The following is a 13,538-nucleotide window of genomic DNA, read 5'->3' as shown; positions in this document are numbered from 1 at the left end:
GGGGAGTCGCAGACGCCACCGCCGGATCAAACGGAACACGGACGGCTGGATCCGCAATGGATCTGGCAATGGACAGGATCGGCTATTCCGACTGTCGCGCCAGGCAGGCATAATCCGCCGCACGAACTCCGGCGGCTCAGCCAGCACAGCAGGGTAGGGAACGGAAGGCCGTCCCCGGTAGCGCCCTGAAATCCCCTTGAAACATCCACGCAATACCGTGCCGCATCGCTGCGCAATCAGCGGTGCCGATGTTGTGCATCCGCGTGCGCCTGCACGCTACCCCAGCTCCGTACTCCCCGAGACCCTTGAATGTCCGCCCATCGCACCACCTCCGCTTCTGCTGCAACCGCCTTTTCCCGCACCGCCCGGCAGCCGCGCCCCCACGCGCTGGCGCTGGCGTGCATCTCGCTGCTCGGTCTGAGCGGCGCCGCGCTGGCGCAGGACGCCAGCCCGACCGCGCTGGATGCGATCACCGTTACCGCCGACCACCGCGAGCGCAACCTGCAGGAAGTCCCCGTCTCGGTCGGCGTGGTCCAGGGCGAGCGCCTGCGCGACTACACCGCCGGTGGCGATGACACCCTGCTGGCCCTCAGTGGCCGGGTGCCGAGCTTCTACGCCGAAACCACCACCGGCCGCATCTTCCCGCGCTTCTACATCCGCGGCCTGGGCAACATCGACTTCTACCTGGGTGCCTCGCAGCCGGTGTCGATCATCCAGGACGACGTGGTGCTGGAACACGTGGTGCTGAAGTCCAACCCGGTCTACGACGTGGACCAGATTGAAGTGCTGCGCGGCCCGCAGGGCACGCTGTTCGGCCGCAACACCACCGCCGGCATCGTCAAGTTCGACAGCATCAAGCCCAGCCAGGACTACAGCGGCCGCGTGCAGGCCAGCTACGGCAGCTACGGCAGCGTGGCCATTGACGGCGGCTTCGGCGGCCCGATCAACGACATCGCCTCGTTCCGTGTGTCGGCGCTGTACCAGCACCGCGACGACTACGTGGACAACACCTACACCGGCCCGAGCGCCGATGGCACAGTGTCGCCGAAGAAGAACGCGATGGGCGGCTTCGACGACCGCAACGTGCGCGCCCAGCTGCTGCTGCAGCCCAGCGACAACTTCTCGCTGCTGGCCTCGGCGCATGCGCGCGACTACGACGGCACCTCGACCCTGTTCCTGCGCAACGCGATCACCAAGGGCTCCAACACCCCGAACGCGCCGCGCGACCAGGTCGCCTACGACGAGGCCGACAACAACCCGCAGGCCTACAAGACCTACGGTGGCTCGGTCAAAGCCGTGTACGACTTCGGCAACATCTCGCTGACCTCGATCACCGCCTACGAGACCACCTCCGGCTACAGCCGTGGCGACACCGACGGCGGCGCGGCGGCGAACTTCCCGGTCAATGGCGTGCCGAATGGCTACGGCCAGTCGATGGGCCAGATCCGTGATCTGGACCAGTGGACCCAGGAAGTGCGCCTGGCCAATGCCGACGACAACCGCCTGAAGTGGCAGGTGGGAGCGTTCTACTTCGACGGCCGTGACACCACCGATTTCTACCAGCGCGCCTGGTTCCTGCAGGGCGCCGCACGCAACCCGAACAACTGGGTGCGCCTTCGCAACACCAACACCTCGTGGGCGGGCTTCGGCCAGGTCAGCTACGACGTGACCGACAAGTTCACGCTGACCGGCGGCCTGCGCCAGACCCGCGACGAGAAGCGCACGCGCCTGCTCAAGACCGCCGACACCGCCGCCGGCGCGGTCACCTACCGTGGCCGCACCGATGTGAGCATGGCCGATACCACGCCGAGCTGGGACCTGAGCGCGATGTACGCGTTCAACCCGCAGGTGAGCGTGTACGCCAAGGTGGCGCGCGGCTTCCGTGGCCCGACCATCCAGGGCCGTTCGGCGGTGTTCAATGCCGACTTCACCACCGCCGATTCGGAAACCATCCTGTCCTGGGAAGCGGGCGTCAAGAGCAGCCTGTGGGACAACCGCCTGCGCGTGAATGCCACCGCCTTCACCTACACGGTCAACGACATCCAGCTCAACGGCAACGATTCCAACGGCAACGGCGTGCTGTTCAACGCCGACAAGGCCAAGGCCTACGGCCTGGAAGCGGACATGGAGCTGCGCCCGATCCCGAACCTGAGCCTGAGCGCCGGCGTTAGCCTGCTGCACAGCGAAATCCAGGACGACCGCGTGTATGCGCAGGTCTGCGCGCTGAACGGTGCGGTGGTGTGCACGGTGAACGACCCGACCATCAAGGTTGGCGCCAACACCTTCGCGCAGATCAACGGCAACCCGCTGCCGAATGCGCCGAAGTACAACCTGAACTTCGCCGCGCGGTATGACATTCCGGTCAACGACAGCGACGTGTTCTTCGTCTCCACCGACTGGAACAAGCAGGGCTACACCAGCTTCGTGCTGTACGACTCGGCCGAGTTCAACTCCAAGGGCAGCTTCGAAGGCGGCCTGAAGCTGGGTTATTCGGGCAACTACGGTGCATGGGAAGCGGCGTTGTTCGCGCGCAACATCACCAACGAGAAGAACCTGAAGGGCGTGATCGAGAACTACATGGCGGCGGTGTACAACGAACCGCGCACCGTAGGTGTTTCGTTGAACCTCAACTGGTAATGAAGTAACCAAAAAGGCCCCGCGCGAGCGGGGCCTTTTCGTAGGTGGAGCAGCCACCCATGGGGTGGCTCTACGGCCGGTAGAGCCACCCCATGGGTGGCTACGCGGTATCACCGGCGGCAGACAACAACGGCGCCGCAACACCTGGTAGAGCCACCCCATGGGTGGCTGCGCGGCATCAACCGGCCACAGGCAACAACGGCGCCGCAACACGCGGTAGAGCCACCCCATGGGTGGCTGCGCGGTAATCAACTGGCCGCAGGCAACAACGGCGCCAGCACCGGCTCCAGCAGCGCCCGCCGCCAGCCGGCCAGCGCCTGCGGCCACTGGCGGCTTTCCAGGTAGCTTTCCAGATGCTTGCGCGAGGCCAGCACGCCGTCGGGCAGGCCCAGTTCGGCCGTGCGCGCGCTGACCGCATCCTGCAGCCGCTTCAGCGCCTGCTTGTTCGCATCGGTGGCGGGCAGGGCCAGCGGTGCCTCGGCTTCGTCATGCTGCGGTGTCACCAGCGCCTCCCAGACCTGCGCGGCCAGCTTGCGCGGCGCCTTCGGGAAGCCTTCCATCAGCTTGCCCAGCGCGTCGGCATCGGCCGGCGGGGTGCGGGCGAGCACGGCGGCCAATTCGTTGTCCAGGATCCAGCTGCGCGGCTTGTCGCTGGCGCGGGCCTGCACGTCGCGCCAGCGCAGCAGGCGCAACAGGCGCAGCTGCGCGGGGGCGTCCATGAACTGCGCCGAACGCATCGCCACATGCGGCCAGCGTTCCTCATCCTGTTCAACGCTGGCCAACAGCCGTTCGGCGTCGTCCTGCAGCCACTGGCGGCGGTCCAGTTCGCCCAGCTTGGCATCCACCGCGTCGTGGATCGCGAACAGGTATTCCACGTCGTCGGCGGCGTATTCCAGCTGCGCGTCGGACAGCGGGCGGCGCATCCAGTCCGAGCGGGTCTCGCCCTTAGCCAACGTCACCCCGGTGATCGCGGTGACCAGCTTCTGGTAGCCCATGCCGCCGCCGATGCCGGCCAGCGAGGCGCCGATCTGGGTGTCGAACAACGGGCGCGGCAGCACGCCGCAGGCGACCTTGAAGGTCACCAGGTCTTCGCTGGCGCTGTGCATGACCTTGAGGATGGAGGTGTCGGCCAGCCAGGGCGCGAGCGCAGCGGTCATGCCGGGAATGAGCGGGTCGATCAGCAGGATTTCGTCGCCGACCGCCATCTGCACCAGCGCGAGCTGGGGCCAGTAGGTGCGTTCACGGATGAACTCGGTGTCCAGCCCGATGCGGGTGGGGCGCTGGCGGTAGCGCTCGTCCAGCTCCGCCGGGGTTTTGATCCAATAAGCCACGTAGGGGGTTCCGTCGACTGCAGGGTTGCTCAGGTGGGGCAGGATAGCGCGCCGCGATGGAGCCGCGCGCCGTTATGATGAACCCGTCGCCACGCGCTGCGGTCGCAATGCCCCGCAGCGCCCTGGCTTTGCCCGAGGAACCCGATCTTGCGTGCCACCGGTTCTCTTCCGCTGTTGCTGGCCCTGTTGCTGGCCACCACGACAGCGTGTTCCCCCGATGCGCCGCCGCCGCGCCCTGCCGCCGCGCGCCCGGCCGCGCCTGCGGTGCCTGCCGCCAAGGCCAAGGCAAAGGCACCTGCGCCTGCCCAGGTCACCATCGGCGGGGAAGACGCGGCCGAGACCGAGCAGCGCTGGCAGCCACCGGCGGTAACGCTCACCGATGCCGGCGTGGCCCAGGCGCGCCGTGATGCGGCCAAGGCGTTCGCGGAGGGACGGCTGTATGAAAAGGCCGAAGACGCCATTCCGATCTGGCTGGCGTTGCGCGACCGCGACCCCGCCGACCGCCAGGCCCAGGCCGGCCTGAAGCGCGCCGAGCAGCGCCTGCTCGACGACGCCAAGGCACTGCTGGCCCGCCCCTTGAAGCAGCGCGAAGCGGTGGCCGAGGCCAGCCAGATCGCGCTGGTGCTGCTGACCCTGGCGCCGGGCGACGCGCGGGTGCGTCAGCTGCAGTCGCGCGTGGAGATCGCGCAGCGGGTGATCGCCTACAACCGGGCCGGCGAAGAGGACCTGCGCGCTGACCGCATCGGCGAAGACGGCGACGGCGCGATTCCGAATTTCCGCGAGGCGCTGGCACTGGAGGCGGACAACCCGCGCGCCCGCCAGGGCCTGGCGGCGGCCGAGAGCGCGCTGATCCGGCGCGCTGAAACCGCCGCGCGTGCCGCGGACTTCACGGCGGCGGGCACCTGGTTGTCGGAAGCGGCCAAGGTGCGTGATTCCGCGCCCACCATCGTGGAGGCCTTCGAGCGGGTCGAGAGGATCCGCGCCGAAACGCTGGTGCGCCTGCGTGACGAGGGCCTGCGCGACCTGGCCACGCCGCAGGGGCTGAAGCCGGCGCGGCAGAAACTGGAAGACGCGCTGCGCATCGCCATGCCCGGTGACCCGGTGGTGGCCCAGCTGCGCGAACGCATCGAGCTGGTCACCCACTACGGCAGTTTCCGCCCGCGCGAGGTATTCAGCGATGCGCTGCGCGATGGCGGGCGCGGCCCGCAGATGATCGTGGTGCCGCACGGCGGCTTCCAGATGGGCGCGGGCGACAGCGAGCCCGGCGCCAGCGATGCGGAAAAGCCCTCGCACTACGTGCGCTTCGAGCGCGGCTTCGCGTTGGCCATCACCGAGGTGACCGTGGCCGACTACCGGCGCTACGTGACGGCCACCAATGCGCGCCCGCGTGCCACCCGGCGCGGCCATTCGATCATCTACGACGAGCGCAGCGGCAACTTCACGCGCAGCAGCGGGGTGGACTGGCAGTCCGGCTATGACGGCAGGCCGGCCATCGCCAATTCGCCGGTCATGCACGTCAGCGTGCGCGATGCCGAGCACTACGCCATATGGCTGTCCGAACAGACCGGGCGCTCGTACCGGCTGCCCAGCGAGGCCGAGTTCGAATATGCGCTGCGGGCCGGCAGCAGCGGCCGCTACCCGTGGGGCGACGCGGGCACGCCGCCGCCGCGGTCGGGCAACTTCACCGGGGCCGAGGATGTCTCGCCGTCCGGGCGGCGCTGGTTCAATGCGTTCGTCGGCTATGGCGATGGCTGGTGGGGGCCGGCGCCGGTGGCGACCTTCGAGCCCAATGCCTGGGGCCTGCATGACATGGCCGGCAACCTGAGCGAGTGGGTGGCCGACTGCTGGCATGCCAGCTACCGCCGTGCGCCGGCCGACGGCGTGGCCTGGTTCAACCCGGGCTGCCGGCAGCGGGTGATCCGCGGCGGCAACTGGGCCAATGCGCCCGAGCAGACCCGCGCGGCCTGGCGACAATCACAGGATTCGGACACGACCAGCGCCAGGATCGGGTTCCGCCTGGTGCGAGGTATCTGATACCCCGGCTTGGCGCTAGGATTGCCCCGAATGCCGGCAGGGTGTGCCGGCCCCATCAGGAACCCACAGGATGAGCAGCGATCCGTTTGGTGGTCAGCAGCAGCAACGGGGGCGCCGCCCAGGTCTGTTCGGCAACATCCGCTGGTGGGTGCTGCTGGCCTTCGCCGGCTATGCCGCGTTCTACTGGTTCTCCAACCGCAGCGTGGACCCCTACACCGGCGAAAGCGTGCTCATCGACAGTTCGCTCGATGCCGCCCAGGAAAAGGCGTTAGGCCTGCAGGCCTACCAGCAGATCCTGGCCGAGGAGCGGCCGCTGGATCCCAATGCACAGATATCGCGGGATGTACGCGCCATTGCCGAGCGGCTGATCCGTAAGGTGGACGTGGTCGAAACCGCGCTGGCCGAGGAGCACGGGCTGAAGCCGGGCCACTTCTCGCGCGATTTCGAGTGGGAGGTCAACGTGATCCAGTCCGACCAGGCCAATGCGTTCTGCCTGCCGGGCGGCAAGATGGCGGTGTATACCGGGCTGGTGCCGGTGGCGCGCACGGCCGATGCGATGGCGGTGGTGATGGGCCATGAAATCGCCCACGCGCTGCTGCGCCATGGTGCGCAGCGCATGGCCCAGCAGAAGCTCACCCAGATCGGGCAGATGGCCGGCGCCGCCAGCGGCATGGACGTGCAGCAGCAACAGATGATGATGTCGGCGATGGGCTATGGCTACCTGTTGCCGTATGCACGCAGCCACGAAACGCAGGCCGACGAAGTCGGGCTGATGCTTGCCGCGGCCGCGTGTTTCGACCCGCGCGAGGCGGTGCCGCTGTGGGAGCGGATGGGGCAGGCCAGCGGCGGGCAGGCACCGCCGGAGTTCTCCTCGACCCACCCCAACCCGGGCACGCGCATCCAGAACCTGCAGGCGTTGATGCCCAAGGCGATGGAATACCGGCAGCGGTTCTGTGAAACGGCGGGGGCGCCGGCGACCCAATGACGCTGGCGGAACACGTTCGCGACCATCGTAGAGCCACGCCATGCGTGGCTGATCTTCGTTCCGGCGTCATGAACGTCTGATGCGCGGCTTCGGTTGGGGCTAAACGTTGGATGACGACCTTGGCGGCGTGTTGGCGCGGCTTCGGTTGCTTGTGCCGCGCTCCGCGCGGTTGCCACGCATGGCGTGGCACTACGAACTGTTACGGGCTTGCGGCGGGATCGCGCCCAGCCACGCAGGGCGTGGCTCTACCGATCCTTTACGACCACGTCGATGACGCCGTCCTGGACGCGGGCCTTCAATGCGTCGCCCGGCGCGACGTCCAACGGCGACCGCACCAGGCGCCCGTCGTCTTCGCGGGTCAGGATCGCGTAGCCACGCGCCACCGTTGCCAGCGGGCTCACCGCTTCCATTGAACGCGCCAATGCGCGCAGGCGCACGGCATCGCGCTGCAACTGCCGCGCCATGGCCGCCTCGGCGCGCGGCTGCAGGCGCTGCAGGCGTTCGCCCAGCGCGTCCAGGCGCCGCTGCGGATGGCCATTGCGCAGCACCACGGCCGCGTGGCGCAGGCGCGCCAGGCGGCGTTCGTGCTGCTGCTGCCACACGCCCGCCAGGCGCCGCGCCAGATCCTGCTGGCGCCGCTGCAACAACTGCAGGCGGGCCTGCGGGCTCTGGCCGTTCAGGCGCAGCAGGGCGCGGTCGGCGCGCTGCATGGCCTGGCCCAGGCCGTGGCGTTGCAGCTGCACCAACCGCGCCGCCAGCCGACGCAGGCGCAGCTGCAGGTCGCGCTGGTCCGGCACCAGCAGCTCGGCCGCTACTGACGGGGTCGGCGCGCGCAGGTCGGCGGCGAAATCGGCCAGGCTGAAGTCGGTCTCGTGGCCCACCGCCGACACCACCGGCGTGGTGCTCGCGGCGATCGCGCGGGCCAGCTGTTCGTCGTTGAAGGCCCACAGGTCTTCCATCGAACCGCCGCCCCGGGTGAGCAGGATCACGTCGTAGCGGCCGCTGGCGTCGGCACTGCGCAGGAGCGCGGTGAGCTGCGCCGCCGCACTGTCGCCTTGCACCAGGCTGGGCAGCAGGTCCACTTCCAGCAGCGGGAAGCGGCGCTCCAGTACGCTCAGCACGTCGCGTACCGCCGCGCCGGTGGGCGAGGTGATCACCGCCAGGCGGCGCACATGCGCGGGCAGGGCGCGCTTGCGTTCGGCGGCGAACAGGCCTTCGGCCTCCAGCCGTGCCTTGAGCTGTTCGTAGGCGCGGCGCAGGGCGCCTTCGCCGGCTTCTTCCATGTGGTCGAGCACCATCTGGTACTCGCCGCGTGCTTCGTACAGCGTCAGCCGGCCGCGTGCGAGCACGCGCATGCCTTCGCGCGGCACGAACTTCAGCCATTGGCTCTTGGGCTTGAACATCGCCGCGCGGATCTGCGCGCGCGCGTCCTTCAGCGTCAAGTACATATGCCCGGACGCGGGGCGGGTGACGCTGCCCAGTTCGGCCTCCACCCACACCATCGGGAACGTGTCTTCCAGCAGGTCGCGGGCCAGGATGTTGAGCTGGCTGGGCGTGAGGATCTGCGCGCTACGGTCCATGAACGGTCAAACGGTACGAACGGGCGCCCATGGTCGCATGTTGGCGGTGGAAGCGTCGCCGCAGCGGTCAGCTGGGGTTGCCGCGCGCGGCGTGCTGCTGCAGCGCCCACTGCACGTGCTCGCGGACCAGCGCCGAAGGATGCTCGCTGCGCGAGTGCAGCGCGGCCAGCGTGTCGGCGTGGCCGGGGGCGTTGCCCAGCGCCACCGCGATGTTGCGCAGCCAGCGCTCGTGGCCGCTACGGCGGATGGGGCTGCCCTCGGTACGGCGCAGGAATTCGTCTTCCTCCCAGGCGAACAGCTGTGCCAGCGAGGCGGTGTCCAGGTCGTTGCGGGCACGGAAGTCGGGCTCATCGGTGCGCCGGGCGAACTTGTTCCAGGGGCAGACCAGCTGGCAGTCGTCGCAACCGTAGATGCGGTTGCCCATCAACGTCCGCATGTCTTCGGGAATGGCGCCGTCGTGTTCGATGGTCAGGTAGGAAATGCAGCGCCGCGCATCCAGCCGTTGCGGGCCGATGATGGCCTGGGTGGGACACACATCGATGCAGCGCGTGCAGGTGCCGCAGTGCGCGGTGGCCGGCACATCCACCGGCAGCGGCAGGTCGATGTAGATCTCGCCCAGGAAGAACCATGAACCGCCCTGGCGGTCGATCAGGCAGGTGTGCTTGCCGATCCAGCCCAGGCCCGCGTTGCGCGCCAGCGCTCGTTCCAGCACAGGCGCCGAATCGACGAAGACGCGGTAGCCGAACGCGCCGATTTCCGCCCCCAGCGCGTCGGCGAACTTCTGCAGGCGATTGCGCATCAGCTTGTGGTAATCGCGGCCCAGCGCATACCGCGCCACGTAGGCGCGGTCGCCGTCGTGCAGCGTGTCCCACGCCTGGGTGTCGTCCTTGTGGCCGTAGTCCATGCCCACCGAGATCACGCGCACCGTGCCGGGCAGCAGCTCGGCCGGGCGCGCGCGCAGCGTGCCGTGGCGGGCCATCCAGTCCATCGTGCCGTACAGGCCCTGGCCCAGCCAGTCGGCCAGGTGCGCCTCGTCGTCGGCCAGGTCGATGCCGGACACGCCGCAGCGCTGGAAGCCATGTTCGCGGGCAAGCGCGCGCACCCGCTCGGCGGCGCGGGCCAGGTGCATCGGGGCGGGCAGGGGAACAGCGGACATGCCCTAAGTATAGAATCCTGCCATGCCCGAGCTCGCTGAACTGTTCGATGTCGCCGCCGCGCGCCGCCTCGATGCGCAGGCCAGCGCCCTGCTGGGCGATGGTGGCGCCACACTGATGGAACAGGCCGGCACGGCCGCCTGGCACTTCCTGCTGGAGCGCTGGCCGCAGGCGCAGCGGGTGTGCGTGGCGGTCGGGGCCGGCAACAACGGCGGCGACGGCTACGTGCTGGCGCGCCTGGCCCGGCAGGCCGGACGCCAGGTAACGCTGCTGCGGCTGGGCGACGAGACGGCGCTGAGCCCACTGGCCGAACGCACACGCGCCGCCTTCCTCGCCGACGGCGGGCAGGTGGCGGTGTTTGGCGATGCGCTGCCCCAGGCGGACGTGCTGGTGGATGCCTTGTTCGCCATCGGTCTCAACCGTGCCCCTGCTGGCGAGGCTGCGCGGCTCATCCAGGCGATCAACGCCAGCGCGCTGCCGGTGCTGGCGCTCGACGTGCCCAGCGGCGTGGATGCGCGCAGCGGGGCGGTGCCGGGCGCGGCAGTGCGCGCCACGCTCACCCTGCAGTTCATCGTGCGCCACCAGGGCCTGTACACCGGCGATGCGCTGGAATACGTCGGCGGCCGCCGGCTGGCACCGCTGACCTTGCCCGAGGGCGCGGAAGACGGTGTGGCCGCAACGGCCTGCCTGTGGGCGCCGGCTCGGTTGGCGCAGCAATTACCGGCCCGGCGCGCCAATACCCACAAGGGCGAATCCGGCCATGTGCTGTGTGTCGGTGGCAATGCAGGCAGCGGTGGGGCGGTGATGCTGGCCGCCGAATCGGCCTTGCGTGCCGGGGCAGGCCTGGTCAGTGTGGCCACTCAACCGCAGCACCTCGCGCCGCTGCTGGCGCGCGTTCCCGAAGTGATGGCGCATGCCGTGCAGGAAGCGCAGGAACTGCGTGCGCTGCTGCCGCGCGCCAAAGTGGTGGCGATCGGGCCCGGGCTGGGCCAGGACGACTGGGCGCGCGAGCTCTGGCGGCAGGTACTGGCCAGCGGCAAACCGCTGGTGATCGATGCCGATGCGCTGAACCTGTTGGTGGCGTCACCGCAGCCGCTGCACGACGCCATCCTGACCCCGCACCCGGGCGAGGCCGCACGCCTGCTCGGCAGCGACACCGCCCACGTGCAGGCCGACCGCTTCGGCGCCGCCGCGGCACTGGCCGGGCGCTACAACGCGGTGGTGGTGCTCAAGGGCGCCGGCACGATAGTCGCTGCGCCGCATGCACGGCCGCGGGTGATCGCGGCGGGCAACCCCGGCATGGCCGTGGGTGGCATGGGCGACCTGCTTACCGGCATCATTGCCGCCCTGCGCGCGCAGGGGCTGGACGCCTTCGATGCCGCCAGCAGCGGTGCCCTGCTGCACAGCCTGGCCGGCGATGCCGCGGCCAGCGAAGGCCAGCGTGGCCTGCTCCCCACCGACCTGCTGGTGCCGCTGCGCCGGCTGGTCAATCCGGAAACGTGACCCCATGACCGAGTTTTTCCTCGCCCAACCCCAGGACACCGACCTGCTGGGCCAGTGGCTGGCCGCCACCCGGCCGCCGCACGCGGTGGTGCAGCTGCAGGGCGACCTGGGCGCCGGCAAGTCCACGCTGGCGCGCGCACTGCTGCGTGCGCTGGGGGTGCAGGGGTCCATCCGCAGCCCCACTTACACCTTGGTGGAACGCTACCCGCTGGCGGACGGCCACGAGGCCTGGCACCTGGACCTGTACCGGATCGGCCAGGCCGAAGAGCTGGATTTCCTCGGTCTGGACGAAGGCAGTGCCTCGCTGTGGCTGGTGGAATGGCCCGAGCGGGGCGCGGGCGCACTGCCGCCCACCGACCTGATCATCGCGCTGGAAATCGAGGGGCAGGGGCGCCGCGCTCGGCTGTCGGGGGCCAGCGCTGCCGGTCGTGAATGGCTGTTGCGGCTCCCTCAAGGGGGCGACTTGCAGGCCCTTTCTGTCGGCTGACAGTAGGAAACACCCCCAGGTTACGGATTATTAAGGGAAAAGGTGTTGCATTTCATTCAGCGCGGTGATTGAATCCTCAGCCATGCCAATGGGGAAACCTCTCACCGCCATCTGCGCCGCCGTCGGACTCTGTCTGGCGAGCGCGATGTCGTGGGCTGGCGAAGTCCGCCAGGTGGCGCTGGAGACCGGTTCCACCGGCACCCGCGCCGAAATCGCCCTGGCCGGCAGCGGCGGTTACAAGACGCTGACGCTGTCCGGTCCGAACCGGCTGGTGGTGGATTTCCCCGATTCCAGTGCCGTGCGCAACCTCAAGCTGCCCGCGCCCAAGGGCGTGGTCACCGCCGTGCGCACCGGCCAGCCGGTGCCTGGCACGTTCCGGGTGGTGTTCGACCTGGCCGAGTCGGTCGCGCCGTTCAAGCCGCAGATGGTCAAGCAGGGCGACGACTCCCGGCTGGTGATCGAATGGCCGGGCGACGCGCCGTCGAGCGTGGCCAGCGCGCCAGCCAGCAGCGCCGCGCCCAACACCGCATCCAACACGCCGCCGGCGCCGGTAGTGGCACAGCAGCAGCCCGCAACGGCGGCGCCGGCCAGCACCCAGACCCTGCCGCCGACGCCCGCTGAAGTGGCACAGGCGCGCAACGATGCCGCGCGTGCCACGGCGTTGCTGACCGCCTCCGTGCGCCAGCAGGCCAGCGCAAGCGCTGCAACGCCGGTGACCACGACCGTGGCGCCGACCTCGGCCGCCGCCAATGTCGCGGCAGCGGGAACGGCCAATGCGGCCAGCAATTCCGCGTCGCCGGCCGCCATCCTGTCCGGCCAGCCGACCGCCACGGTGGTGGCAGCGCCGGTAGCCACGACGGTGGTGCCGCCGCGTCCGGTCATGCCCAGCGATGCCTCGCGCATCAAGATGCAGGCGGGCATGCGCCCGCTGGTGGTCGCGATCGATCCGGGCCACGGCGGCCAGGATCCGGGTGCCGTGGGGCCGACCGGCAAGCGCGAAAAAGACATCACGTTGTCCGTGGCGCGCGAGCTGGCCCGCCAGGTCAATGCCACGCCGGGCCTGAAGGCCTTCCTGACCCGCGACACCGACGTGTTCATTCCGTTGCCGATGCGCGCGCAGAAGGCGCGTTCGGCCAAGGCGGACATCTTCATCTCGATCCACGCCGACGCGGCGGAAAACCGCGCCGCTACCGGTTCGTCGGTCTACGTGCTGTCGACCAAGGGCGCCTCTTCGCAGCGTGCGCGTTGGCTGGCCGACAAGGAAAACGCCGCCGACCTGGTGGGTGGCGTGCGCCTGCAGCAGACCGAAGGCACCCTGGCGAACGTGTTGCTGGATCTGGCCCAGAGCGGTTACATGAAGGCCTCTGAAGACGCCGCCGGGCATGTGCTGGGTGGGCTGAAGCGGATCGGCAAGAACCACAAGCCGAACATCGAACGCGCCAACTTCGCGGTGCTGCGCACCTCGGACATGCCGGCCATGCTGGTGGAGACCGCCTTCATTTCCAATCCGGACGAAGAGCGCCGCCTGATGGACCCGGCGTACCAGCGTCAGATCGCCGGTGCGGTGCTGGACGGCGTGCATACCTTCTTCAGCCGCCAACCGCCGCCGGGCACGCTGTACGCGGCCCGCGCCCAGGCCGAAATAGACGCCGCCGGCACCGTCGCAGGGGGCAGCAAATAAAAACCCGCGAAAGCGGGTTTTTATTTGCGCTGTGGATACTCGACACGATTCGTGTCGCTGTTGGATTCGGGCGAACAGCCGGTGGCCAGCGGCACCCAAGCTTGGCGGGACGGTGCGGGTTTGCGGGGTCGCCGCAAGTACGTCCT

Annotated in this window: 9 protein-coding genes; 6 read left to right on the top strand and 3 right to left on the bottom strand. The window is 69.4% G+C overall.

Going from position 1 to position 13,538, the window contains the following annotated elements; genetic code table 11:
• Positions 1-309: 309 nt before the first annotated feature.
• Positions 310-2,637, top strand: a complete 2,328-nt coding sequence (locus ACREPD_RS19785; protein ID WP_431600892.1) for a TonB-dependent receptor — start codon at positions 310-312, stop codon at positions 2,635-2,637.
• Positions 2,638-2,885: 248 nt separating this feature from the next.
• Here the strand turns inward: ACREPD_RS19785 and rnd are convergent, their stop codons facing one another.
• Positions 2,886-3,968, bottom strand: a complete 1,083-nt coding sequence (rnd, locus tag ACREPD_RS19780) for a ribonuclease D (protein WP_431600891.1) — start codon at positions 3,966-3,968, stop codon at positions 2,886-2,888.
• Between the two features lie 147 nt (positions 3,969-4,115).
• Between rnd and ACREPD_RS19775 the strand changes: the two genes are divergently transcribed.
• Together ACREPD_RS19775 and ACREPD_RS19770 are read left to right on the top strand one after the other, a co-directional pair.
• A complete protein-coding gene (locus tag ACREPD_RS19775; RefSeq protein ID WP_431600890.1) occupies positions 4,116-6,002 on the top strand; it encodes an SUMF1/EgtB/PvdO family nonheme iron enzyme in 1,887 nt (628 codons plus the stop codon).
• A gap of 70 nt (positions 6,003-6,072) precedes the next feature.
• Positions 6,073-6,987, top strand: a complete 915-nt coding sequence (locus ACREPD_RS19770) for a M48 family metallopeptidase (protein WP_431600889.1) — start codon at positions 6,073-6,075, stop codon at positions 6,985-6,987.
• A gap of 245 nt (positions 6,988-7,232) precedes the next feature.
• On the opposite strand, the gene xseA is transcribed toward ACREPD_RS19770, so the two are convergent.
• A complete protein-coding gene (xseA, locus tag ACREPD_RS19765) occupies positions 7,233-8,567 on the bottom strand; it encodes an exodeoxyribonuclease VII large subunit (RefSeq protein ID WP_431600888.1) in 1,335 nt (444 codons plus the stop codon).
• A 67-nt stretch (positions 8,568-8,634) separates the two neighbouring features.
• Positions 8,635-9,723, bottom strand: coding sequence for a tRNA epoxyqueuosine(34) reductase QueG (gene queG, locus ACREPD_RS19760; RefSeq protein ID WP_431600887.1), 1,089 nt, complete (start codon positions 9,721-9,723; stop codon positions 8,635-8,637).
• Positions 9,724-9,745: 22 nt separating this feature from the next.
• On the opposite strand from queG, the gene ACREPD_RS19755 reads away from it, so the two are divergent.
• The 3 genes from ACREPD_RS19755 to ACREPD_RS19745 all read left to right on the top strand — a co-directional run bounded on the left by ACREPD_RS19755 (position 9,746) and on the right by ACREPD_RS19745 (position 13,392).
• Positions 9,746-11,224: an NAD(P)H-hydrate dehydratase gene (locus tag ACREPD_RS19755; protein WP_431600886.1), complete on the top strand. Its 1,479-nt coding sequence runs from the start codon at positions 9,746-9,748 to the stop codon at positions 11,222-11,224.
• 4 nt (positions 11,225-11,228) lie between these two features.
• Positions 11,229-11,711: a tRNA (adenosine(37)-N6)-threonylcarbamoyltransferase complex ATPase subunit type 1 TsaE gene (gene tsaE, locus ACREPD_RS19750; protein WP_431600885.1), complete on the top strand. Its 483-nt coding sequence runs from the start codon at positions 11,229-11,231 to the stop codon at positions 11,709-11,711.
• Between the two features lie 82 nt (positions 11,712-11,793).
• On the top strand, positions 11,794-13,392 hold the full coding sequence (locus ACREPD_RS19745; RefSeq protein ID WP_431600884.1) for an N-acetylmuramoyl-L-alanine amidase: 1,599 nt from the start codon (positions 11,794-11,796) through the stop codon (positions 13,390-13,392).
• Positions 13,393-13,538 lie beyond the last annotated feature (146 nt).

Origin of the sequence: Stenotrophomonas sp., from assembly GCF_050737075.1 — a bacterium.
Taxonomy (GTDB): Bacteria; Pseudomonadota; Gammaproteobacteria; order Xanthomonadales; family Xanthomonadaceae; genus Stenotrophomonas.
The sequence above is the reverse complement of the archived record's forward strand: the minus strand, read 5'-3'. Positions and strand labels throughout refer to the sequence as shown.